The organism is Streptomyces durmitorensis (assembly GCF_023498005.1).
Lineage (GTDB): Bacteria > Actinomycetota > Actinomycetes > Streptomycetales > Streptomycetaceae > Streptomyces > Streptomyces durmitorensis.
Window position 1 is genome coordinate 4,585,337 of the sequence record NZ_CP097289.1, and the last position, 19,925, is coordinate 4,605,261.

The window sequence follows — 19,925 nt, forward strand, 5'->3', positions numbered from 1 at the left end:
GCCGTGAGCCGGCGCATCATCATCATCACGGCCGTCCACGCACCGTCGGCGCACTTCCTGGCTGACGCGTACAAGTCCATCCGCGAGCAGGAGTTGCCCGCGGGCTGGGAGTGGCACTGGCTGATCCAGGAGGACGGCACGACCGACCAGGTCGCGCCCCACGTCCCCGACGACGCCCGCATCACCTTCAAGCAGGGTCGCCCGGGAGGCCCCGGGGTTGCCCGGACCATCGCCCTGGCCCACGCGGACGGCGCGTACGTCAAGGTCCTGGACGCCGACGACCAGCTCGCGCCGGGTTCGCTGGCCCGCGACCTCGCGGCGCTCGAAGCTGATCGCACCATCGGCTGGGCGACGTCACGCGTGCTCGATCTGCTCCCCGACGGCTCCACGGCCGGTTTCCCCGGCGACCCCGAGCACGGGCCGATCGAGCGTCAGGAAGTACTCGACTACTGGGCCTCTCACGACTACCGCGCACAGGTCCACCCGGCGACGCTCTTCGTCCGCCGCGACCTGCTCGTGGCCCTGGGCGGCTGGATGGCGCTGCCCGCGTCCGAGGACACGGGGCTGCTGCTCGCCCTGAACTCGACCTGCCGCGGCTGGTTCTCGTCCGAGGTCGGCCTGCTCTACCGCAAGTGGGAAGGCCAGGTGACCGGCCAGGCGGCGCACGTCGACACGGCAGAGCGCGATGCCCGCATGACGGTGGTCGAGGCCAGGGCGCGAGCGCTGGAACACTTCCAGTGGCGCTATCCCGTCAGCTCCGACTGACTTCCCGTGCAACAGTCGCTGCGCTCCGCGACCAACCCACCCCGTCAATAGGCGAACAAATCAAGCCGTTCGCTCCTGCACGGGGAGGGTGAGCGCATTGGATCGGCATTGGACCGAAACCCACAAAGGCGAAAACACCGGGAGCTTGGGGCGCTATGCAGACAGGTCCCGCTGGTTCGGCACTCAATCAAGAGCGGTTATGCCGTAACCGGCGGAGAAACAGCGTCCGGCGTCCGTCAATAAAGCAGGTAAAGCCGTCATGTGCGACGCACGCCGATACATGTGCACCGCACGCTGATACTGGCCTGAAAGCCATCCGATCTTGCCCACGCCGCGACGGACTCGTACGGTCGCGGCTATGCCCCCCGCTTCTCTCCACCGCGCGTCGGAGCTTCTGGTCACTCTCGGCCGCGGCTACGTACGCAACGCACCCGGCTCCCTTCTCAAGGGCCCCCTCGCGGCCCGGTACCTCAACCCGCACCTGCGCGACCATCCGCGTCAGCGCGTGGTCGAGGCGGAGTTCGGGGCCCGTTTCGCCTGCGACTCCCGTGACCTCATCCAGCGGTTCATCAGCCTCTACGGCGCGTGGGAGCCGCACATGACGCGGTGGCTGCAGAGCCGCCTGCGTACCGGGGACACGTTCGTCGACGTCGGCGCCAACATCGGCTATTTCGCGGTCCTTGGCTCTCGCCTCGTCGGCAGCGCGGGGCGGGTCGTGGCCATCGAGGCGTCTGGCGCCTTCCACGAGCGCGTGCTGCGGCACATCGAGATCAACGGCTGCGACAACGTCCGCGCGGTCAACGCAGCGGTCTCCGACCGCCACGAGACGCTGACCTTCATACTCGCCAGCTCGAACAACATGGGCGCGAACTCCATCGTCCCGTACGACGGCCCTGCCGAGTCGAGCTTCGAGATGAAGGCCCGGCCCTTGCCCGAGATCCTGGACGAGGACGAACTCACCCGGGCCCGCGTGATCAAGATCGACGTCGAGGGCGCCGAGGGCGGGGTCATGCGAGGGCTGGCTCCCGTACTGGGACAGCTCCGCCCTGACGTGGAGATCGCCGTGGAGGTCACTCCGGAGCGCATGGCCCAACTGGGCGATTCCATCGACGAGTTGATGGACACCATGGCCGGGCACGGCTTTCGCACCTACCGGCTGCCCACGGACTACAGGCCCGAGAACTACCCCCGGGCCCTGCGCCGGCCCGAGCCCCCGGTGCGCTGGCGGGGCCCCATCGTCGGCGAGAGCGAGCTGGTCTTCTCCCGTATCGATGCCGAGACCCTGCGCTGACCCGCTGACCCGCTGGCCCCGTCCGACGGCCTTGCCCGGTGGTGGAGCCGGCTGAGCCGGTCGCTCCCGGCCCACCACGAGCGGGCGCGCCCACAGGCGCGCTTACGGACGCGCCCGCAGGTCCCGGTCGAACGGCAGATCCAGCATACGAATCGCATTCCCGCGGAGCAGCTTGTACGCCACGTCCTCGGGGAGGTGGCCGACGTGGTCCTGAGCCACTGCCTTCGTGTGCGGCCATGTCGAGTCGACGTGCGGATAGTCGGTCTCGAAGGTGGCGTTGTCGACGCCCACGGTCTCGATCGACGCGACCCCGTGCTTGTCCCGGAAGAAGCAGCAGAAGATCTGCCGGTAGTAGTACATCGACGGGGGCTCCGGGATCAGATCCTTGACCCCGCCCCAGGCCCGATGCTCCTCCCATACGTCGTCGGCGCGCTCCAGGGCGTACGGGATCCATCCCATCTGCCCCTCGCTGTAGGCGAGTTTGAGGCGGGGGAACTTCACGAGGACCCCGGAGAAGAGGAAGTCCATCATCGAGGCCATCGCGTTGTTGAAGCTCAGGGAGGCCTGAACGGCCGGGGGCGCGTCCGGCGACGCCGCCGGCATCTGCGACGACGAGCCGATGTGCATGTTCACGACCGTGCCGGTCTCCTCGCACGCCGCGAAGAACGGGTCCCAGTAGCCGGAGTGGATCGACGGAAGCCCGAGGTGCGTGGGGATCTCGCTGAAGGTCACGGCTCGCACGCCGCGAGCGGCGTTGCGCTTGATCTCGGCGACGGCGAGGTCCACGTCCCACAGCGGGATGAGGCAGAGCGGGATCAGTCTCCCGCGGCTGTCACCGCACCACTCCTCCACCATCCAGTCGTTGTACGCCCGGACGCAGGCGAGCCCGACCTCCTTGTCCTTGGCCTCGGAGAACGTCTGCCCGCAGAAGCGCGGGAACGTCGGGAAGCAGAGGGAGGCCTCGACGTGGTTGACGTCCATGTCCTCCAGGCGGGCCTTCGGGTCCCAGCAGCCACGGCGCATCTGCTCGCGCGTGATGCCGTCGAGCGTCATCTCGTCCCGCGAGAATCCGACGGCGGCGATGATGCGCTTGTACGGGAAGATCTCTCCCTCGTACTCCCACCAGTCGGTGACCTGGCCTTCGGGATCCGTCGTGAACTTGTACTTGCCGCCGATGTACTCGAGCTCGCCGATACCTGCGGTGAAGGGCTTGGGGCCCCGGTCGCGGTACTTGCTCGGGAGCCACTTCTCGAAGAGGTGGGCGGGTTCGATCACGTGGTCGTCCACGCTGATGATGCGGGGGAGCTCCTTGGCCCCGACCTCGTTGTTGTCCACTGCTGTGCCCCCAACTACCTGCCGGTTTCCCTTACACGCATCTGACGGTCCATCAGATTGAGGTTATGGGCTCGCTTCGGCAACGGCAACAGCCCGCCTGAAACTCGACCCCTTGCGCGATCGGCCCGCATCCGCTGAACTGACGCTCCGTCAGGTCAGGACGAAGGAGGGCGCTCGATGCAGACGATGTGGCTCAGCGGGGCCGAATGGGTCGCCGTGCTCCGGATCGGGCTCGGCCTGTGGTGGCTGGAGAGCTGGCGCCACAAGGACAAGAAGACCTGGTTCACCGGAGGGGGCATCGGCTGGGCGGTGGGCATCGCCGAGAAGCACCGCTGGCAGTTCGTACGGGCGGGCTTCGACCTGACCGTGAAGCCGCGACCGCAAGTGATGGCCTACGTCGTCGCCTACGCGGAGCTGGCCCTTGGACTCGGCCTCATCTTCGGCCTGCTCACACCGATCGCGCTCGTCGGCGGACTCGTACTCAACCTCATCTACTTCGTGCTGATGATCCACGACTGGGCCGAACAAGGTCAGAACCTGATGATGGCCCTCATCTCAGTCGTCGTCCTCTTCGCCATGGGCTGGCAAGTCTGGTCACTGGACGACGCGTTGGGGCTCTTCCAGTAGGCGGGAGATCCTTCCCCCTCACTCGCCGCACTCGTAAGATCGTCGAGTCATTCCGAGGAGTCGGCCGAACTGGGGGAACAGTGGGAACGGGCGAACAGCTCGTCACGGTGGCCGCTGTCCTGCTCGGCGCCCTCAGCACGCACGTGACCAACTTCCTGCTGGAACGGAGCCGGAACCGCAACCAGCTCCTGACCCGGTGGGACGACAAGAAGGTCGAGGCGTACGGCAATTACGTGGACGCGGCGAAGGTCCGCATAGCCATGGCCGTTCGGCTCTACGAGCAGCGCGAGGGCCTGCGGGACCACCGTCGCACCGAGCACGAGCTGCGTGACGACCTGGCGGAGGCCGGGCGCGCCTGGGGCAGTGCGTTCGAGCGGGTCATGCTGATGGGCGGTGACGACGCCGTCGAGGCAGGCCACGACCTGAACTTCCTGATCGCGCAGATCGATTGGCAGGCGACCGGCAGGACCGAGGGGACGCTCGACGAGTGGCGCCACCGAAACCGCGAGGCGTTCCGTGCCATCAACACCTTCCACGACGCCGCTCGCAAGGATCTGGGGATCCAGGGCAGCGTCTCGGGTGAACAGCACCCGGAACGCGATCTGTTGCTGCCGCCCGCCCGGCGGGACTCGTAGCGCGAAGAGCCCTTCGTTCGCGGCTCTGGTCTTTCGTTCGCGGCTCTGGTCTGTTGCGCGCGGCTCTGGTCTGTTGTGCGGCAACGTGCCACCCTGCCCGACACATCCGCCGTCCACCGCTGTGGGCGACGCCGGGGGCGGGGGCGAGGGCGAGGTTACAACGCTCCGCCGCTCCCTGCGCAGACAAGGAGGTGCCGGTGAACGAGCACAACCACGAGGAGCGGGAGCCGACGGCCGCAGCCCTCAAGGCGCGGCACGCCGCGCGTGCCGAGAGCGCGGCCGCGCGGGCGGCAGCCCTCAGCCGCTACGTCGAGCAACATGCCGCCGACGGCAACGCCGACGCCGTCTGGAAGGCCGCTCACGCGGCCCGCGTGGCAGCGCAGGCCCTCGCCGTACTCTCCGAGAGCGAGCCCGACCCGGCAGCGGATTCCCGCTGCGCCCGGAACGCGGCCTCGTCCGCCGCGCAGGCCTCCCAGATGGGTCAACTCGTCGATGGTGATGCCGAATCGGCAGCCCTCGCCTGCAAGGCGGCCCTCAAGGCCTCACTCGCCGCGGGAACCGCGGCAGGGGCGAGGTCCCTGGGCGCCGACGAAGGTCTGAACGCCGAGGCCGATGCGGCGGAGAAGGCCGCCGTCACAGCGGCCGAAGCCGCGGGATGGATCCGGCCCGGCGAGAACATCCCCAGCGTGGCGACCGGTGTGCGGAGTCCCGAAGTGATGTCCATGTTGCATCTCTGACGACGTCCCTCCCGTGGTCGTCGCCCCTGACGCGCTCTCAGCGAGCCATGGAGAGCGCGTCCGTCGTCGAACGCCTGTCGGTCGTCACGCCTTGTGACCGAACATCGGTCCGATCGAGTGGACTCGCGGGGGCGCAGACCGCAGGAGGGGCTCCGTCCGCGCTCCGGGTGGTGCCGTAGCACCCTCAGCCCCGACCCGGAAGCGGTGCCCCCGACATGCGAAGTACTTCCTCCCGGCGCCTGTTCGCAGCTTCGCTGCTGGTGGCGTCCGTGCTGGCCCCGCTGGCGGCGGCTCCTGCCACGGCCGGTCCTGCCCCTGCCGCCGGTGTCGCCGGCGCTGCGGTCCGTCTCACGGACGGCGACGGCCACGGCCAGGACGACTGCCCCTCGGGCGGCTTCAGCCGCAAGACCACCGCTCGCCTGGACAAGGCCATCGAGAAGGTCCGCCGGGCGACCGGCGTCCCCGGTGTCGCCGTCGGGCTGTGGATGCCGGGCAAGGGGTGCTACGTCCGCGCGAGCGGGGTCGCCGACAAGGCCACCGGCCGGCCGATGACCACGGATCTGTACACGCGCATCGGCAGCGAGACCAAGACCTTCACGGTCACCGCGCTGCTCAAGCTCGTCGACGACGGACTGATCCGGCTCGACGACCCGATCTCCCGCTACATCGACGGCGTACCGAAGGGTCGCCGGATCACGCTCCGCCACCTCGCCGAGATGCGCAGCGGCCTGTACCCCTACACCGCCGACGCGGACTTCCAGCACGATCTGCTGAGCGACCCGAGCCGCTCGTTCACCCCGCGGGAAGTGCTCGCGTACGGCTACAAGCACAAGAACACCTTCGCCCCGGGCAAGGAGTTCCAGTACTCCAACACCAACCTGATCCTCCTCGGTCTGGTGATCGAGAAGGTCAGCGGCAAATGCGCCGCCGACTTCATCGACGAGCAGGTGCTCCGCCCGTCCCACCTCGAGCACACCCTGTTCCCCAGTGGCGCCGAGTTCCCCGAGCCGCACCCGCGCGGCTACACCAACCAGACGCTGAGCGGCAAGGTCGAGGACGCCACCGACTGGAACCCCAGCTGGGGCTGGACGGCCGGGGCGATGATCTCGAACATGCACGACTTGCGCCGCTGGGCCAAGATCGTCGCCACCGGGGAGCTGCTCAGCCCGGAGACCCAGAAGCAGCGGCTACGGACGCTGCCGACCGGCTACCCCGGCACGAGCTACGGCCTCGGCATCTTCAAGAGCGGCGGCTGGATCGGGCACAACGGCTCCATCCCGGGCTACGAGAGCGTGACGGTCTACCTTCCCTCGAAGAAGGCGACCCTGGTGGTACAGCTCAACACCGACATCACGCAGAACGGCGTGGAGCCGTCCTCGCCGATCGCCCGAGCGATCACCGAGATCGTCACCCCGAACAACATCTACGACCGCCCCGTACCCCCGCGCTAGAAGCTCCCCACCCATGCGCCGACGGGGCGTGAACACGTGGAGGGGCCCGGGTGCCGTACTGGCACCCGGGCCCCGAAGGAAACTGCTACACCATCTGCCGGCCCTGATACCGCGCCGGCCTTCTGTTTCCGCACACCCGCCTGGGAGCGGGGGAGTGCGGGGATCGCGGTTGCTCGACCGGAGACCACCTCACTATCGATGTCCTGCGGTACCCGGGCTCTGCAGTTCCGCCCGGGCGATCCTGATGGCGCGAGGCTCCTCCGTTCTTCCCTCTTGATCAACATTTACCGAAGGGGGGACTTCGTACTGCTGCCCGGCAGTTCGTCTCTGCCGGGCCCTGCTGTCTCTCTGGCTACGAGAGAAACCATAACCACGCGACCACCCAATGTCTACTCCAGCGAACATAGATTTTCGCGTGTTCGACGGGGAGGTAATCGCCCCCTGCTGGGGCAAGTGGACCGGGACGGGGCACAAGGCGGGCGCAGCGCCCCTGAAACCGCGCTGACCCGGCGCGATGTATACCCGACGCCCCGTTCCGCTCACCGTTCGGTGGTGTCACCATGCGGAGTCCAGGGGTGTCGAGGGGGTCGAGGGGTTCCCTCGGCGGGGGCGGGCGGAGGAAGAACGAATGGCAGAGGTGTTCTTGCGGCGGCTGACCCGTTGGCAGGCGGAGCAGCAGCGGGAAGCGGTCGCCGACGTCTACGTCGAGGCCTACGAAGGAGATGCCGGAGCCGAGTACCGGGACCGGCAGGGGTTCCTGCGCACGTTCGAGAACACCGTGCAGCGGCCCGACTTCGACATGGTCGTCGCCGACGCGGCGGGCCTGGTCGGCTGCCTCTACGGCTACCGCGCCGCGCGCACCGGCGAGTGGTGGGAGGGGTTCCGCGGCGTCCTTCCCCCGGAGGTCGAGGAACGCACGGCATCGGGCCGGGTCTTCATCCTGACCGAGCTGATGGTCGTGCCCGCCTACCGGCGCCAGGGCGTCTCGGACCGCCTGCGCACGCTGCTGCTCATCCGGCACGCCACGGATCTGGTCGTCGCGGTCATCAAGCGGGACGACGATCTGGGGCGGGAGGTCCTGCGGTCCTGGGGCTGGACGAAACTCGGGGAGTTCGACCGGGGCGCGCCCGGATCGGCGGCGCCGCCCCGCCGGGGCGAGACCGAGGCCCCGACGCCGGCCGGGCTCGTGTGGGAGGGGTGGATGCGGCCGACCGCGCGGCCTTGAGCGGTACGGCTCTCCCCCGCGTCCGTCGGATCGGCATCCGGAGCTCACCTCACCGCCTTGCTCGCCTTCAGGGAGTACATGAGGGGGATGCGCGGGCGGTCCGCGGGGAACCGGTAGGTGCCGTCGCGCAGTTCGAGGCTGCCGAAGCGCTCGAAGAGCGTCGCGTCGTGCTCGTGGAGGAAGTCGATGCGCAGGCCCGCCGATGCCAGGGCCGTGACGACCTCGCCCACGGGGTGCTGCCATTCCACGCTGCGGTTGTGCACCGTGGGGGTGGTCGTGTCCGCGTACCCGCCGGGAGTCTCGTCGATCCAGGCGTCACGGGCGAAGTAGTCGTACTCGATCCGTGAGCCCGTCGCGTCGTCGAGAATGTCCGCGAGCGGGTGGAACTCCGAGAGGTAGAGGAAGCCGCCGGGCGCGACGAGCGCGGCCGCCGTCTCCGCCCAGCGCTGGATGTCGGGGAGCCAGCACAGGGCTCCCACGCCGGTGTAGACGATGTCGTACGAGGAATCGGGCACCGCACCGGCCGCGTCGTACACGTCGGCGGCGACGAAGGACGCCTGGTCGGCGGTGAGGCCGAGCTCCGCGGCGAGGTCGCGGGCCGCCTCGACGGCGGGTTCGGAGAAGTCGAGCCCGACCACGCGGGACGCGCCGTGCCGGGACCAGGAGAGGGTGTCCAGGCCGATGTGGCACTGGAGGTGGAGCAGCGAGCACCCGGTGACGTCACCGACCTCGGTGAGCTCGAAGTCGCGCAGCGGGTCCTTGCCGGAGCGGAAGGCTTCGAGGTCGTAGTAGTCGCTGGCGAGGTGGAGGGGCACGCGCTCGTCCCAGCGTCTTCGGTTGGCCTCGCGCCAGTCGGAGGGGGTCGGTGAGTACATCCCAGAAAGTTATCCACAGGCTGGGGACCCTCGCCAGCGGATTGTCGGCCGGGGCGTGCACTATGGGGTCCATGAGCGACTTGGGTGCGGGTGCAGTGGAGACGACCGACGCGGGCGGGGGCACGGAGATGCCGGACTGGGAGAAGCGCTTCCGCGCGCCGCGGGTGTCGCTGCCCGACTGGGCGGAGGACGCCCCCGACCGGTCCCTGTTCGTGTCGAACGCGACGGGGACGTACGAGCTGTACGCATGGGACCGCGCGACCGGCGAGCAGCGCCAGGTGACGGACCGGCCGAACGGCACGACGGACGGCCTGCTCTCGCCGGACGGCGAATGGATCTGGTGGTTCAACGACACGGACGGCGACGAATTCGGCGTATGGATGCGCCAGCCCTTCGCGGGCGGCGGCAGCGACGAGCCCGCGGTGGCGGGACTCGAAGCCTCGTATCCGTCGGGCCTCGCCCTCGCGCGCGACGGGCGGATGGCGGTCGTCGGCCGCTCGACGGACGACGAGGGCTCGACGATCCATGTCGTACGTTCCCCGGGCGCCGGCCCCGTCGAGATCTACCGCCACCGCGAGTCCGCCGGCGTCGGCGACCTCTCCCACGACGGCTCGCTGATCGCCGTCGAGCACACGGAGCACGGCGACGCGATGCACTCCACCCTCCGGGTGGTCAGGCCGGACGGCTCCACGGTCGCCGAGCTGGACGACACCAAGGGCGGCACGGTCGAGCTGGGCCTCGAGGTCCTCGGCTTCGCGCCGGTCGACGGGGACACGCGGCTGCTCGTCGGGCATCAGCGGCGCGGCCGCTGGGAGCCGATGGTGTGGGACGTCGCGTCGGGCGAGGAGACGGACCTGGCGCTCGACCTGCCGGGGGACGTCAGCGCCGAGTGGTATCCGGACGGCTCCGCCCTGCTCATCGAGCACAGCTTCGAGGCGCGCAGCGAGCTGTTCCGGTACGGATTCGCCTCGGGTGATCTCGTCAGGGTCGACACTCCCGCCGGGTCGGTGTCGGGGGCGACCGCACGGCCCGACGGCAGCGTGGAGTACCTGTGGTCGTCGGCCGCCGAGCCGCCGGTGGTGCGCTCCACGACGGGCGGCGTCGTGCTCGACCCGCCGGGCATGAAGGCCCCGGCCTCCGTGCCGGTGGAGGACGTGTGGGTGGAGGGACCCGGCGGCCGGGTCCACGCCCTCGTGCAGAAGCCGGCCGACGCGAGCGGCCCCCTGCCCACCATCTTCGAGATCCACGGCGGCCCGACGTGGCACGACAGCGACGCGTTCGCCGCGGGCCCGGCGGCCTGGGTCGACCACGGGTATGCGGTGGTGCGGGTCAACTACCGCGGCTCGACGGGGTACGGCCGGGAGTGGACGGACGCGCTCAAGCACCGGGTCGGCCTGATCGAGCTGGAGGACATCGCCGCGGTCCGGGAGTGGGCGGTGACGTCGGGCCTCGCGGACCCGGACCGCATCGTCCTGGCCGGCGGCTCCTGGGGCGGGTATCTCACGCTGCTCGGCGTCGGCACCCAGCCCGACGCCTGGGCGGTGGGCCTCGCCGCGGTACCGGTCGCGGACTACGTGACGGCGTACCACGACGAGATGGAGGCCCTGAAGGCCATGGACCGCACGCTCCTGGGCGGTACGCCCGAGGAGGTCCCGGAGCGCTTCGAGGCCTCGTCCCCGCTGACGTACGTGGACGCGGTGAAGGCGCCGGTCTACATCTCGGCGGGCGTGAACGACCCGCGCTGCCCGATCCGCCAGGTCGACAACTACGTGGACCGGCTCAAGGCCCGGGACGCGGTGCACGAGGTGTATCGCTACGACGCGGGGCACGGCTCGCTCGTCGTCGACGAGCGGATCAAGCAGGTGCGGTTGGAACTGGACTTCGCCGAGCGACACCTTCGCTAGCCGGGGGCGGCCCGCCGCGGGGCGGGCGGTGGCCGCGGGGCGGGCGGCTTCGCCAACCCCGCGGCCCGTCTCCCACGGGCGCCCCCGTACCGTGGGGGTGTGTACCGGTTCCTGCTGACGCCCCGCTGGTGGGGGATCAACGTCTTCGTACTGCTGGCCATCCCCGTCTGCATCTTCATGGGGTCATGGCAGCTGGGGCGGTTCGAGGACCGCGTCGAGGCGCACGACGCCGCGCAGAAGCAGGCGGACCGGCAGGCGTCGCCGACCACGTCGGAGACGAAGCCCAAGCCGCTGGACTCGCTGCTCCCCGTGGACCAGGAGACATCCGGGGAACGGGCGTCCGCGACAGGGCGGTACGGCAAGCAACTGCTGGTCCCGGACCGGGAGTTGGACGACAAGTCCGGGTACTACGTCCTGACGCTCCTGCGCACCGGCAACGGCAAGGACCTGCCCGTCGTCCGGGGCTGGCTCCCCGGGAACGCGAGCGCGGCGAAGGCTCCCCCGGCGCCGTCCGGCGAGGTCACCGTGACGGGCGCGCTCCAGGCCTCGGAGAGCCCCGGGTCGAACGGGGTCAGTGCGGCCGGAGGGCTGCCCGACGGGCAGCTCGGCGCCATCAGCGCGGCCTCCCTTGTGAACCTGGTCCAGGGCAATGTGTACGACGCCTGGGTCACCCTGGAGAAGGGCGACTCCGGGATGAAGGCCGTGCCCGCGGCCACGCCGGAGAACTCCGGGCTCGACCTCAAGGCCTTCCAGAACCTCGGCTACACCGGCGAGTGGTTCGTCTTCGCGGGGTTCGTCGTCTTCATGTGGTTCCGGCTGTTCCGGCGGGAGCGGGAGTTCGCGCGGGACGCCGAGCTGGGGCTCTTGCCCGAGAGTTAGCCCGCGCGGCGCTCACGAACACAAACGCCGGGCGGGCTGGATGCTTCCAGCCCGCCCGGCGTATGCGTACGCGTACGCGTTCCTGCTCGGTGTCGCCTACGACGCCGACAGCATCCCCGTCTTGTAGACCGTCCCCGCACACGCGTTGGCGATCGTCGCGCCCGACGCGGGCGCGCCCGCGGACGCCGTCAGGGACACCGTCACTCCGCCGTCAAGGACGCCGCCGTCCTCGCGCACCATCTGGGGCTCGACACCGCCCGGCGTACCGCTGTCGCCGCCGCTGCCCTCCGTCGGAGTCGGGTCGGGCGAGGGGTCGCCGCCGCCGTCCGTCGGACACGCCTCCGAAGGCACCCAGGCGAACTTCACCTCGTACGCGGCCCCCGGCTGGAGGACCAGCGAGCTGACGGCCTGGGCCGGGTCCGGCAGACCGGTCGCCGCGTCGCCCGCCACATGGTCGGCGACGCCGATCTTCGCGGGGTCGGCCGCCCCCGTCGTCGACGTGGTCACGCTGCCCGCGGCGCTGACCGTGCAGCTGCTGGTGGAGACGTTCGAGATGCGGAAGCTGCCGTACACCTTGCCGTCGGCCTCCGCCGCGCCCGCGCTACCGCCGGCGTCGCCGAGCTGGTCCGCCGTGCAGGCAGGCGAGTCGGCGGATTCTGTGCCCGACGGGTCGGGGCCACCGGTCGCGCCGCCGCTGGACTCGCCCTTCCCCTTGCCGTCCTTTTTGTCCTTCTTATCTTTCTTGTCCTTGGACTTGGAGGGGCCGGAGTCGCTGCCCTCGCCCTTCTCTCCGCCGTCAGGGCCCTTGCCCTGACTGGAACCGCCCTGCGTCTGCTCGCTGTTGCCCGCGATCGACGGCCGGTCGTCCGAGCCGCCGCCGGAGTTCGTCACGTGCACGAGAGCGGGGATGGCGGTGCCGATGAAGAGCGCGGCGGCGGCCATGCCGACCACGGCCTGGCGCTTGCGCGCCCGCCGCGCGGGCACCGCATGCCGCAGACGCTCCAGGGCACGGTCCCCCGGCTCGATCTCCTGGACGGCCGAACGCATCATCCTGCGCAGCGCCAGCTCGTCGGGGCCGCTCTCACCGCCGAAGAGGGAGTCCAAGGCGGAATCCGATGCGGAATCCGATCCGGAATCCGACGCGGCACTCGGTGCGGAGTCCGGCGAGCCGCCGGGCGAGGCACCCGACGAAGCGTCCGGCTCGGCACCGGCCTCACGCTCGGACCCGGTGGGCTCGTCGCCCTGACCGTGTTTCACAGTTCCGTCCCCAGCATGCTGCTCAAACTCGGCGTTCTCGGCGCTCTCGGCACCCTCAGCGCTCTCGGCGTTCTCGGCGTTCTCATCGCGATCACGCTCACGCCCGTACTCCTGCTTGCTCATGCCGGTGCCTCCATGGCGACCCGCAGAGCCGCGATCCCGCGCGAGCCGTACGCCTTCACCGACCCGAGCGATATGCCCAGGGTCTCGGCGACCTGCGCCTCGGTCATGTCCGCGAAATACCGCAGGACCAGGACCTCGCGCTGGCGGCGCTGGAGACCGCGCATCGCCTTGATCAGTTCGTCCCGCTCAAGGAGGTCGTACGCACCCTCCTCGGCGCTCGCCATGTCCGGCATCGGCTTCGAGAGCAGCTTCAGACCGAGGATCCGGCGCCGCAGCGCGGACCGCGAGAGGTTCACGACGGTCTGCCGCAGATAGGCGAGCGTCTTCTCCGGGTCCCGGACGCGTTTGCGCGCCGAGTGCACCCGGATGAACGCCTCCTGCACGACGTCCTCGCAGGAAGCCGTGTCGTCGAGAAGCAGCGCCGCGAGGCCGAGGAGCGACCTGTAGTGGGCGCGGTAGGTCTCGGTCAGGTGGTCGACTGTGGTGCCCGCGCTCATCGTCTCCTCAGCGCCCTCGCGCTGCGTCGGGATGCGGGCCGATCTCGTGGTGGGCATGGGGGCGATCACCGGCATGCCGGCGGGCGCACGGGGACGGCGAGGCGGACGCAGGGTCGCGCCCCTCGCCTGAACCGCTGTGAAATCGAGTACCTCTGCCACGCCTGTTGGACACGCTTACCCCCGTGAGGGTTGTACGCATCGCGCGGCGCGTTTGCGGCAGGCATCGTCGGTGTCGGTGACGATGCATCAAATGCCCCCATGCGTACCAGCTCTTCCCCTATGCCCAATTTCCGCAGCGCTCAGGTCATGCCCCCGGGAGGGCGATCGCAAAGACGCGCCCCGCCCAGCTGCCGGTTGCAGTGGACGGGGACGAATAATGCGAATCTTCGAACGCGGCAATGGTCCAGTTCAAGCGATCCTGGCCACCAAGTTGGACACAGAACTTACACAGATCCCACAAACGCTTTCACCCCGGGGATCATTCGGGCCCGGTCGGGCCTGATCAGGCACGATCAGGCCTGGTCTGGACCGATCTGCCCCACATCAGGTGGACCGATCTGCCCCATCAGGTGGGCCGATCTGCCCCATCAGGAGGTGAACTCCTCCGCCACCAGCTCCGCGATCTGGGCCGTGTTCAGCGCGGCCCCCTTGCGCAGGTTGTCCCCGCACACGAAGAGCTCCAGGGCCGTCGGATCGTCCAGCGCGCGCCGCACCCGGCCCACCCACGTGGGGTCGGTCCCGACCACGTCGGCGGGTGTCGGGAACTCCCCGGCTGCCGGATTGTCGAAGAGCACGACACCCGGAGCGGTGGCCAGGATCTCGCGAGCGCGGTCCACCGTGACCTCGTCCTCGAAGCGCGCGTGGACGGTCAGCGAGTGGGTGGTCACGACCGGCACGCGTACGCACGTGGCGGCGACCTTCAGATCGGGCAGACCGAGGATCTTGCGGGACTCGTCCCGCACCTTCATCTCCTCGGACGACCAGCCGTCTTCCCGCAGCGTCCCGGCCCACGGCACCACGTTCAGCGCCACGGGCTCCGGGAAGGGCCCGGTGTCGTCGCCGACAGCACGTCGTACGTCACCGGGGCTCGTGCCCAGCTCCGAGCCCGCCACCAGCGACATCTGCCGCCGCAGCGTGTCCACGCCGTCGCGCCCCGCCCCGCTCACCGCTTGGTACGAGGAGACGATCAGCTCGCGCAGGCCGAACTCGGCATGCAGCGCGCCGACGGCCACGATCATCGACAGGGTCGTGCAGTTGGGGTTGGCGACGATGCCGCGCGGGCGTACGCGCGCGGCATGCGGATTGACCTCAGGGACGACCAGCGGCACGTCCGGGGCCATCCGGAAAGCGGCGGAGTTGTCGACCACCACGACGCCCTTGGACGCGGCGATGGGAGCCCACTGCGCGCTGACCTCGTCGGGCACGTCGAACATCGCCACGTCGACGCCGTCGAAGACGTCCTCGCTCAGCGCGACGACCTCGACCTCCTCACCGCGCACGGCCAGCTTCCTGCCGGCCGAGCGCGGTGAGGCGACGAGTCGGATCTCGCCCCAGATGTCGGCGTGCTGCGACAGGATCTGGAGCATGACCGCGCCGACGGCCCCGGTCGCTCCGACGACCGCGAGCGTCGGCTTTCCGGTCATCGCCCGGTGCCTCCATAGACCACGGCCTCGTCCGTGTCGGAGTCGAGGCCGAAGGCGGTGTGCACGGCGCGGACGGACTCGTTCGCGTCATCGGCGCGGGTCACGACCGAGATGCGGATCTCGGAGGTCGAGATCAGCTCGATGTTCACGCCCGCGTCGCTGAGCGCCTCGAAGAAGGCGGCCGTGACGCCGGGGTTCGTCTTCATGCCCGCGCCGACCAGCGAGATCTTGGCGATCTGGTCGTCGTAGCGAAGGGAGTCGAAGCCGATCGCCGAGCGCGTCTTCTCAAGAGCGTCGATCGCCTTGCGGCCCTCGGCCTTGGGCAGCGTGAACGAGATGTCCGTGAGCCCGGTCGAGGCTGCCGACACGTTCTGCACGATCATGTCGATGTTGACCCCGGAGTCCGCGATGGCGCGGAAGATCGAGGCGGCCTCACCCGGCTTGTCCGGCACGCCGACGACCGTGATCTTGGCCTCCGAGGTGTCGTGCGCGACACCGGAGATGATGGCCTGCTCCACCTTGCGGTCCCCTTGCGGTTCGTTGCTGACCCACGTGCCCTGAAGTCCACTGAAGGACGACCTGACGTGGATCGGGATGTTGTAACGACGGGCGTACTCCACACAGCGGTGGAGCAGCACCTTGGACCCGGAGCTCGCGAGCTCCAGCATGTCCTCGAACGAGATCCAGTCGATCTTCTGGGCCTTCTTCACCACACGGGGGTCGGCGGTGAAAACGCCGTCCACGTCCGTGTAGATCTCGCAGACCTCCGCGTCGAGCGCGGCCGCGAGGGCGACAGCGGTCGTGTCGGATCCACCACGACCAAGCGTGGTGATGTTCTTGCCCTCCTGGCTGACGCCCTGGAACCCGGCGACGATGGCGATGTTGCCCTCGTCGATCGAGGCCCGGATGCGGCCCGGCGTGACATCGATGATCCGCGCTTTGTTGTGGACGGAGTCGGTGATGACACCGGCCTGGCTGCCCGTGAACGACTGGGCCGCGTGACCCAGGTTTTTGATCGCCATGGCAAGGAGTGCCATGGAGATCCGCTCCCCGGCGGTCAGCAGCATGTCGAATTCACGCCCGGCAGGAATCGGGGATACCTGCCCGGCAAGATCGATCAACTCATCCGTCGTGTCACCCATGGCGGACACCACGACAACGACCTGATGGCCGTTCTTCTTGGCGTCGACAATCCTCTTGGCGACCCGCTTGATGCCCTCGGCATCGGCTACGGAGGAGCCTCCGTACTTCTGCACGACAAGGCTCACGTGCGCTCCTCGCTCAGTCCGTCTCTTACCGCACTGCTGCGGTCGGCTCAGTCTAACGAGCGGCCGAAATTCGCCTCGCCGATATCACATGGTGAGATGTCCCGCCCACTACGTGATCATCCGCCGGCATACGCGCCCGCTGCTCGGGGCGTACGTTTCGACCGCTCGGCTTGGCACATGCCCGCTGGGGAGTGGAGCACTCCGGAAAGTGGGGCGGGTCACAGGTTCTGCACTTTTGTGGCTGCACTTCCGCAGGAGGGAGCCCGGCCTCTGCGGGAGGGAGCCCGGCGGCTCACTTGGGGGCTGGCAGATGTCCGAGTCCTCGACTATTCTAAAAACTCAACTAGTCGGGGAGGCGGGTCAGATGGCGGATGTCAGTTCCGCGTGGCTGCGTGCGGCGCTGCCGCTGTGCCTGCTCGGAATGTTGGAGCGGGGCGAGAGCTATGGGTACGCACTGCTTCAGGAGCTGGGCGCGGCCGGGCTGGCCAACGCCAAGGCGGCGACCCTCTATCCGGCCCTGACCAGGCTGGAAGAGGAAGGCGCCGTCGACATCCGCTGGAGCGCGGGCGAGGGCGGCCCCGGGCGGAAGTACTACAGCCTCACCGACGCGGGCCGCGAGCGGCTGACCGTCGAATATCGCGCCTGGCGCCACTTCGACGGCGTGGTGACCGCCTTGGCCGGTGGCGCCGGCGACACCGGTGGCGCCGCCTTGGCCGGTGGCACCGAAGGCTCGACGGAAGCGTCGGGGAAGCCAGAAGGGCCGGAAGGCCGACCGACACGGACTGGGGGAACACGATGATGCGTACGGACGGCAGGGAACAGAAGCCCGACTGGCCCAGCGGCGACGACGCGCAGTGGGCCGCCGAGTTCGAGTTCGCCCTGGCGCTGGGGCACACACCGCCCGACGGGCTCGCCGAGCAGGTGCTCGAGGAAGCCCGGCTGACCACCGCGGAGGCGGGGCTCCCCGCCCGGGAGGTCCTCGGCGATCCCGCCGCGTACGCCGACGCCGTGGCCGCCGAGCGGATCGACGAGGCCCATCGCAGCTCCGTCGACGTCGAGGGCTTCGCCGCCGGTGACCGGTTCACCAGCTCGCTCCTTGTGGCCGGTGCCCAAGTCGCCCTGTTCGGTGTGGTGTTGTGGGCCAGTGCCGGGCTCTGGATTCCGGTCGGCTGGCCCACGGGTGGGGCCGGGCTGCTGCTCGCCGTGCTCGTCGTCCTGGTGACCGGTGTCATCCCCGAGCTGCGGGCGGCGGGACGGCTTCGGGCCGGGCGGGTCGCCATGGGCTGCGCCGCTGTGCTCGTCGTGGCCTGCGCCGCGGGGTTCACCGCCATTCCCCGGGGGCCTCAAGTGAGCGTTCCCGCACCCTCGTTGTTCGTCGTCGGCGCGCTGCTCGGGGTGCTGGGATGGCGCGTTCCCGCCGAGCCCGTCGGGCGCTGGTTCCGTGGCCGGGCCGTGCCTGCCGAGGCGATACGGAGTGACGACGAGGCCTGGCTGGCACGGCTCTCCGCCCTGCTGCGGGGGCGGCACGGCATGTCCGCGGGGAGCGCCCGGCGCTGCGTGGCCGAGGCGCGGGACCATCTCGCCGCCTCGGGCGGGAGCGCCGTGGGCGAGTTCGGTGACGTCGAGGTCTACGCACTGCGGCTCAGCGAAGGGCCGGGGAAGTCGCGGCGCGCGGCACGGGCCGAGGTGCTGCCCACCGCCCTGTTCACCGTGGGCATGCTCTGGTGGGGGCTCGACCTGGTCAGTGATCCGCAGCCCGCGTCCCTCTGGTTCTGGACCAAGGTCGTCGTGCTGGTCGTCGGCGTGTGGGCCTGGGCCACCACCGCGTGGTCGCTGTGGCGGAAGCTGCGGCCGGGCGGCACGGGCAGCACAGGCAGCACGGGCGGCGCGGGCGGCGGCGCGGGTGACTTGGGCGCGAAGGGCTGATCCTTCACCGGCCTTGTCCGGTCCGGGCGGTCGGGCCCGGACCGGAGCCGGTGCCAGGTCGGCGCCTCGCCGGCGTCTACTGCACCGAGCGCAGGCCCAGGGGGCCGGCGATCTCCTCCGCCATGACCTTGCCCGCCGCTTCCGCGAGGGCGTCCTCGGCCAGGTCCTCGTCCGTGTCCAGGCCGTTGAGGTCCTCAAGGGGCTGGTTCAGCCGGACGTGGGCCACCAGGGACTGGAGGGCGCGCAGGGCGCCGGATGCCGTGGAGCCCCAGTTCGAGAAGTACGAGAACTGCCACCACCACAGGGCCTCCGTGGTGCGGCCCGCGCGGTAGTGCGCAAGGCCGTGGGAGAGATCGGCGACCACGTCCGCCAGGTCGTCCGAGATGCGGCAGGCCACCGGGGCCTTGCGGGGCTCGTACGGATCGAAGACCTCGGAGTAGACGTCGATCGGCTCCAGCATGGCGGCCAGGCGTTCGCGCAGGTCGTCGACGTCGCGCTCCGGGCCGAGGTCCGGCTCGTAGCGCTCGTCGGGGACGATGTCCTCGTGCGCGCCCAGGCGGCCGCCGGCCAGGAGGAGTTGGGAGACCTCCAGGAGGAGGAAGGGGACGGCCGAGTCCGGCTCGTCGCCCTTGGCCACCTCTGTCACCGCGACGATGAAGCTCTCGATCTGGTCCGAGATCTGCACGGCGAAGGAGTCCGGGTCCTGGGCGGACGCGTGCAGGAGGACCGTCGACTCGGCGGCGATGATCGGCTCAGGGACGACGATCGGATCGGCGGCGGCGGCGGTCGGCTCGACGGCGGCTGTCGCTTCCGGCTGTGCTGCGTTCTCTGTCTGCTTCTTAGACATCTAGGAGTCGTCTCCCCTCGAAGGCGCGGCCCAGGGTGACCTCGTCCGCGTATTCCAGATCTCCCCCGACAGGGAGCCCGCTGGCCAGGCGGGTGACCTTCAGGCCCATGGGCTTGATCATGCGCGCGAGGTACGTCGCCGTGGCCTCGCCCTCCAGGTTCGGGTCCGTGGCGAGGATCAGCTCGGTGACCGTGCCGTCCGCGAGCCGCGCGAGCAGCTCTCGTATACGCAGGTCGTCCGGGCCGACCCCCTCGATGGGGCTGATCGCTCCACCCAGTACGTGGTACTTCCCCCGGAATTCGCGCGTACGCTCGATCGCCACGACGTCCTTCGGCTCCTCGACCACGCAGATGACGCTGAGGTCGCGGCGCGGGTCGCGGCAGATGTTGCAGAGCTCTTCCTGCGCGACGTTGCCACAGGTCGCGCAGAAGCGGACCTTGTCCTTCACCTCAAGGAGGGCGTGCGCGAGGCGGCGTACGTCCGTCGGCTCCGCCTGCAGGATGTGGAAGGCGATCCGCTGCGCGCTCTTGGGACCGACGCCGGGCAGCCTGCCCAACTCGTCGATGAGGTCCTGAACCACGCCTTCGTACACGGGGTGCCTTTCCTGCTTCCAGTTTTCTGCTCTTGCCGAGTATCAGGC

19 protein-coding genes are annotated in these 19,925 nt (G+C 69.8%); 11 read left to right on the top strand and 8 right to left on the bottom strand.

Features of this window, described 5'->3' with window-relative positions; genetic code table 11:
* The first annotated feature begins 3 nt into the window (after positions 1-3).
* Together M4V62_RS20545 and M4V62_RS20550 are read left to right on the top strand one after the other, a co-directional pair.
* Complete coding sequence (locus M4V62_RS20545; RefSeq protein WP_249588706.1) at positions 4-765, top strand: glycosyltransferase family 2 protein; 762 nt, start codon at positions 4-6, stop codon at positions 763-765.
* A 358-nt stretch (positions 766-1,123) separates the two neighbouring features.
* On the top strand, positions 1,124-2,056 hold the full coding sequence (locus M4V62_RS20550) for an FkbM family methyltransferase (protein ID WP_249588707.1): 933 nt from the start codon (positions 1,124-1,126) through the stop codon (positions 2,054-2,056).
* 102 nt (positions 2,057-2,158) lie between these two features.
* Here the strand turns inward: M4V62_RS20550 and M4V62_RS20555 are convergent, their stop codons facing one another.
* Positions 2,159-3,391, bottom strand: coding sequence for an amidohydrolase family protein (locus tag M4V62_RS20555; RefSeq protein ID WP_249588708.1), 1,233 nt, complete (start codon positions 3,389-3,391; stop codon positions 2,159-2,161).
* 177 nt (positions 3,392-3,568) lie between these two features.
* Here M4V62_RS20555 and M4V62_RS20560 point away from each other — a divergent pair, with 177 nt between their 5' ends.
* From M4V62_RS20560 to M4V62_RS20580, 5 genes are all read left to right on the top strand, one after another.
* Positions 3,569-4,018: a DoxX family membrane protein gene (locus M4V62_RS20560; RefSeq protein WP_249588709.1), complete on the top strand. Its 450-nt coding sequence runs from the start codon at positions 3,569-3,571 to the stop codon at positions 4,016-4,018.
* Positions 4,019-4,098: 80 nt separating this feature from the next.
* Positions 4,099-4,653 (top strand): hypothetical protein, encoded by a 555-nt coding sequence (locus tag M4V62_RS20565; protein ID WP_249588710.1) that lies wholly within the window; start codon positions 4,099-4,101, stop codon positions 4,651-4,653.
* A 197-nt stretch (positions 4,654-4,850) separates the two neighbouring features.
* Entirely contained in the window at positions 4,851-5,390 is a 540-nt protein-coding gene (locus tag M4V62_RS20570) for a hypothetical protein (protein WP_249588711.1), read from the top strand.
* 215 nt (positions 5,391-5,605) lie between these two features.
* Positions 5,606-6,841 (top strand): serine hydrolase domain-containing protein, encoded by a 1,236-nt coding sequence (locus M4V62_RS20575; RefSeq protein ID WP_249588712.1) that lies wholly within the window; start codon positions 5,606-5,608, stop codon positions 6,839-6,841.
* A 628-nt stretch (positions 6,842-7,469) separates the two neighbouring features.
* Positions 7,470-8,066, top strand: a complete 597-nt coding sequence (locus M4V62_RS20580; RefSeq protein WP_249588713.1) for a hypothetical protein — start codon at positions 7,470-7,472, stop codon at positions 8,064-8,066.
* A gap of 44 nt (positions 8,067-8,110) precedes the next feature.
* Here the strand turns inward: M4V62_RS20580 and M4V62_RS20585 are convergent, their stop codons facing one another.
* Positions 8,111-8,941: a class I SAM-dependent methyltransferase gene (locus M4V62_RS20585; RefSeq protein WP_249588714.1), complete on the bottom strand. Its 831-nt coding sequence runs from the start codon at positions 8,939-8,941 to the stop codon at positions 8,111-8,113.
* 71 nt (positions 8,942-9,012) lie between these two features.
* Here M4V62_RS20585 and M4V62_RS20590 point away from each other — a divergent pair, with 71 nt between their 5' ends.
* Together M4V62_RS20590 and M4V62_RS20595 are read left to right on the top strand one after the other, a co-directional pair.
* Entirely contained in the window at positions 9,013-10,845 is a 1,833-nt protein-coding gene (locus tag M4V62_RS20590) for a S9 family peptidase (RefSeq protein WP_249588715.1), read from the top strand.
* A gap of 99 nt (positions 10,846-10,944) precedes the next feature.
* Complete coding sequence (locus M4V62_RS20595) at positions 10,945-11,724, top strand: SURF1 family protein (protein ID WP_249588716.1); 780 nt, start codon at positions 10,945-10,947, stop codon at positions 11,722-11,724.
* A gap of 96 nt (positions 11,725-11,820) precedes the next feature.
* Here M4V62_RS20595 and M4V62_RS20600 read toward each other — a convergent pair whose 3' ends face one another.
* From M4V62_RS20600 to M4V62_RS20615, 4 genes are all read right to left on the bottom strand, one after another.
* Positions 11,821-13,104 (bottom strand): hypothetical protein, encoded by a 1,284-nt coding sequence (locus M4V62_RS20600; protein WP_249588717.1) that lies wholly within the window; start codon positions 13,102-13,104, stop codon positions 11,821-11,823.
* On the bottom strand, positions 13,101-13,760 hold the full coding sequence (locus M4V62_RS20605) for a SigE family RNA polymerase sigma factor (RefSeq protein WP_249588718.1): 660 nt from the start codon (positions 13,758-13,760) through the stop codon (positions 13,101-13,103). The genes M4V62_RS20600 and M4V62_RS20605 overlap by 4 nt, the downstream gene beginning before the upstream one ends.
* A 428-nt stretch (positions 13,761-14,188) precedes the next feature.
* Positions 14,189-15,244, bottom strand: coding sequence for an aspartate-semialdehyde dehydrogenase (locus tag M4V62_RS20610; RefSeq protein WP_249588719.1), 1,056 nt, complete (start codon positions 15,242-15,244; stop codon positions 14,189-14,191).
* Positions 15,241-16,512: an aspartate kinase gene (locus M4V62_RS20615; protein WP_249588720.1), complete on the bottom strand. Its 1,272-nt coding sequence runs from the start codon at positions 16,510-16,512 to the stop codon at positions 15,241-15,243. Before M4V62_RS20615 ends, M4V62_RS20610 begins: the two co-directional genes overlap by 4 nt.
* Positions 16,513-16,876: 364 nt before the next feature.
* Here M4V62_RS20615 and M4V62_RS20620 point away from each other — a divergent pair, with 364 nt between their 5' ends.
* Together M4V62_RS20620 and M4V62_RS20625 are read left to right on the top strand one after the other, a co-directional pair.
* The gene (locus M4V62_RS20620; protein ID WP_249588721.1) at positions 16,877-17,311 is read left to right on the top strand and encodes a PadR family transcriptional regulator; all 435 of its coding nucleotides are present in this window, start codon (positions 16,877-16,879) and stop codon (positions 17,309-17,311) included.
* Entirely contained in the window at positions 17,308-18,438 is a 1,131-nt protein-coding gene (locus M4V62_RS20625; protein WP_249588722.1) for a hypothetical protein, read from the top strand. Before M4V62_RS20620 ends, M4V62_RS20625 begins: the two co-directional genes overlap by 4 nt.
* Before the next feature lie 76 nt (positions 18,439-18,514).
* On the opposite strand, the gene M4V62_RS20630 is transcribed toward M4V62_RS20625, so the two are convergent.
* Positions 18,515-19,285, bottom strand: coding sequence for a DUF5063 domain-containing protein (locus M4V62_RS20630; RefSeq protein WP_249588723.1), 771 nt, complete (start codon positions 19,283-19,285; stop codon positions 18,515-18,517).
* The gene (gene recR, locus M4V62_RS20635) at positions 19,278-19,877 is read right to left on the bottom strand and encodes a recombination mediator RecR (RefSeq protein ID WP_030781910.1); all 600 of its coding nucleotides are present in this window, start codon (positions 19,875-19,877) and stop codon (positions 19,278-19,280) included. The genes M4V62_RS20630 and recR overlap by 8 nt, the downstream gene beginning before the upstream one ends.
* Positions 19,878-19,925: the final 48 nt, after the last annotated feature.

What these genes read in the sequence shown, in the direction of transcription:
- M4V62_RS20550 (WP_249588707.1), top strand. Translation starts at nt 1,124, where the DNA reads ATGCCCCCCGCTTCTCTCCACCGCGCGTCGGAGCTTCTGGTCACTCTC.
- M4V62_RS20560 (WP_249588709.1), top strand. Translation starts at nt 3,569, where the DNA reads ATGCAGACGATGTGGCTCAGCGGGGCCGAATGGGTCGCCGTGCTCCGG.
- M4V62_RS20575 (WP_249588712.1), top strand. Translation starts at nt 5,606, where the DNA reads ATGCGAAGTACTTCCTCCCGGCGCCTGTTCGCAGCTTCGCTGCTGGTG.
- M4V62_RS20580 (WP_249588713.1), top strand. Translation starts at nt 7,470, where the DNA reads ATGGCAGAGGTGTTCTTGCGGCGGCTGACCCGTTGGCAGGCGGAGCAG.
- M4V62_RS20585 (WP_249588714.1), bottom strand. Translation starts at nt 8,941, where the DNA reads ATGTACTCACCGACCCCCTCCGACTGGCGCGAGGCCAACCGAAGACGC.
- M4V62_RS20590 (WP_249588715.1), top strand. Translation starts at nt 9,013, where the DNA reads ATGAGCGACTTGGGTGCGGGTGCAGTGGAGACGACCGACGCGGGCGGG.
- M4V62_RS20600 (WP_249588717.1), bottom strand. Translation starts at nt 13,104, where the DNA reads ATGAGCAAGCAGGAGTACGGGCGTGAGCGTGATCGCGATGAGAACGCC.
- M4V62_RS20610 (WP_249588719.1), bottom strand. Translation starts at nt 15,244, where the DNA reads ATGACCGGAAAGCCGACGCTCGCGGTCGTCGGAGCGACCGGGGCCGTC.
- M4V62_RS20620 (WP_249588721.1), top strand. Translation starts at nt 16,877, where the DNA reads ATGGCGGATGTCAGTTCCGCGTGGCTGCGTGCGGCGCTGCCGCTGTGC.
- M4V62_RS20625 (WP_249588722.1), top strand. Translation starts at nt 17,308, where the DNA reads ATGATGCGTACGGACGGCAGGGAACAGAAGCCCGACTGGCCCAGCGGC.
- M4V62_RS20630 (WP_249588723.1), bottom strand. Translation starts at nt 19,285, where the DNA reads ATGTCTAAGAAGCAGACAGAGAACGCAGCACAGCCGGAAGCGACAGCC.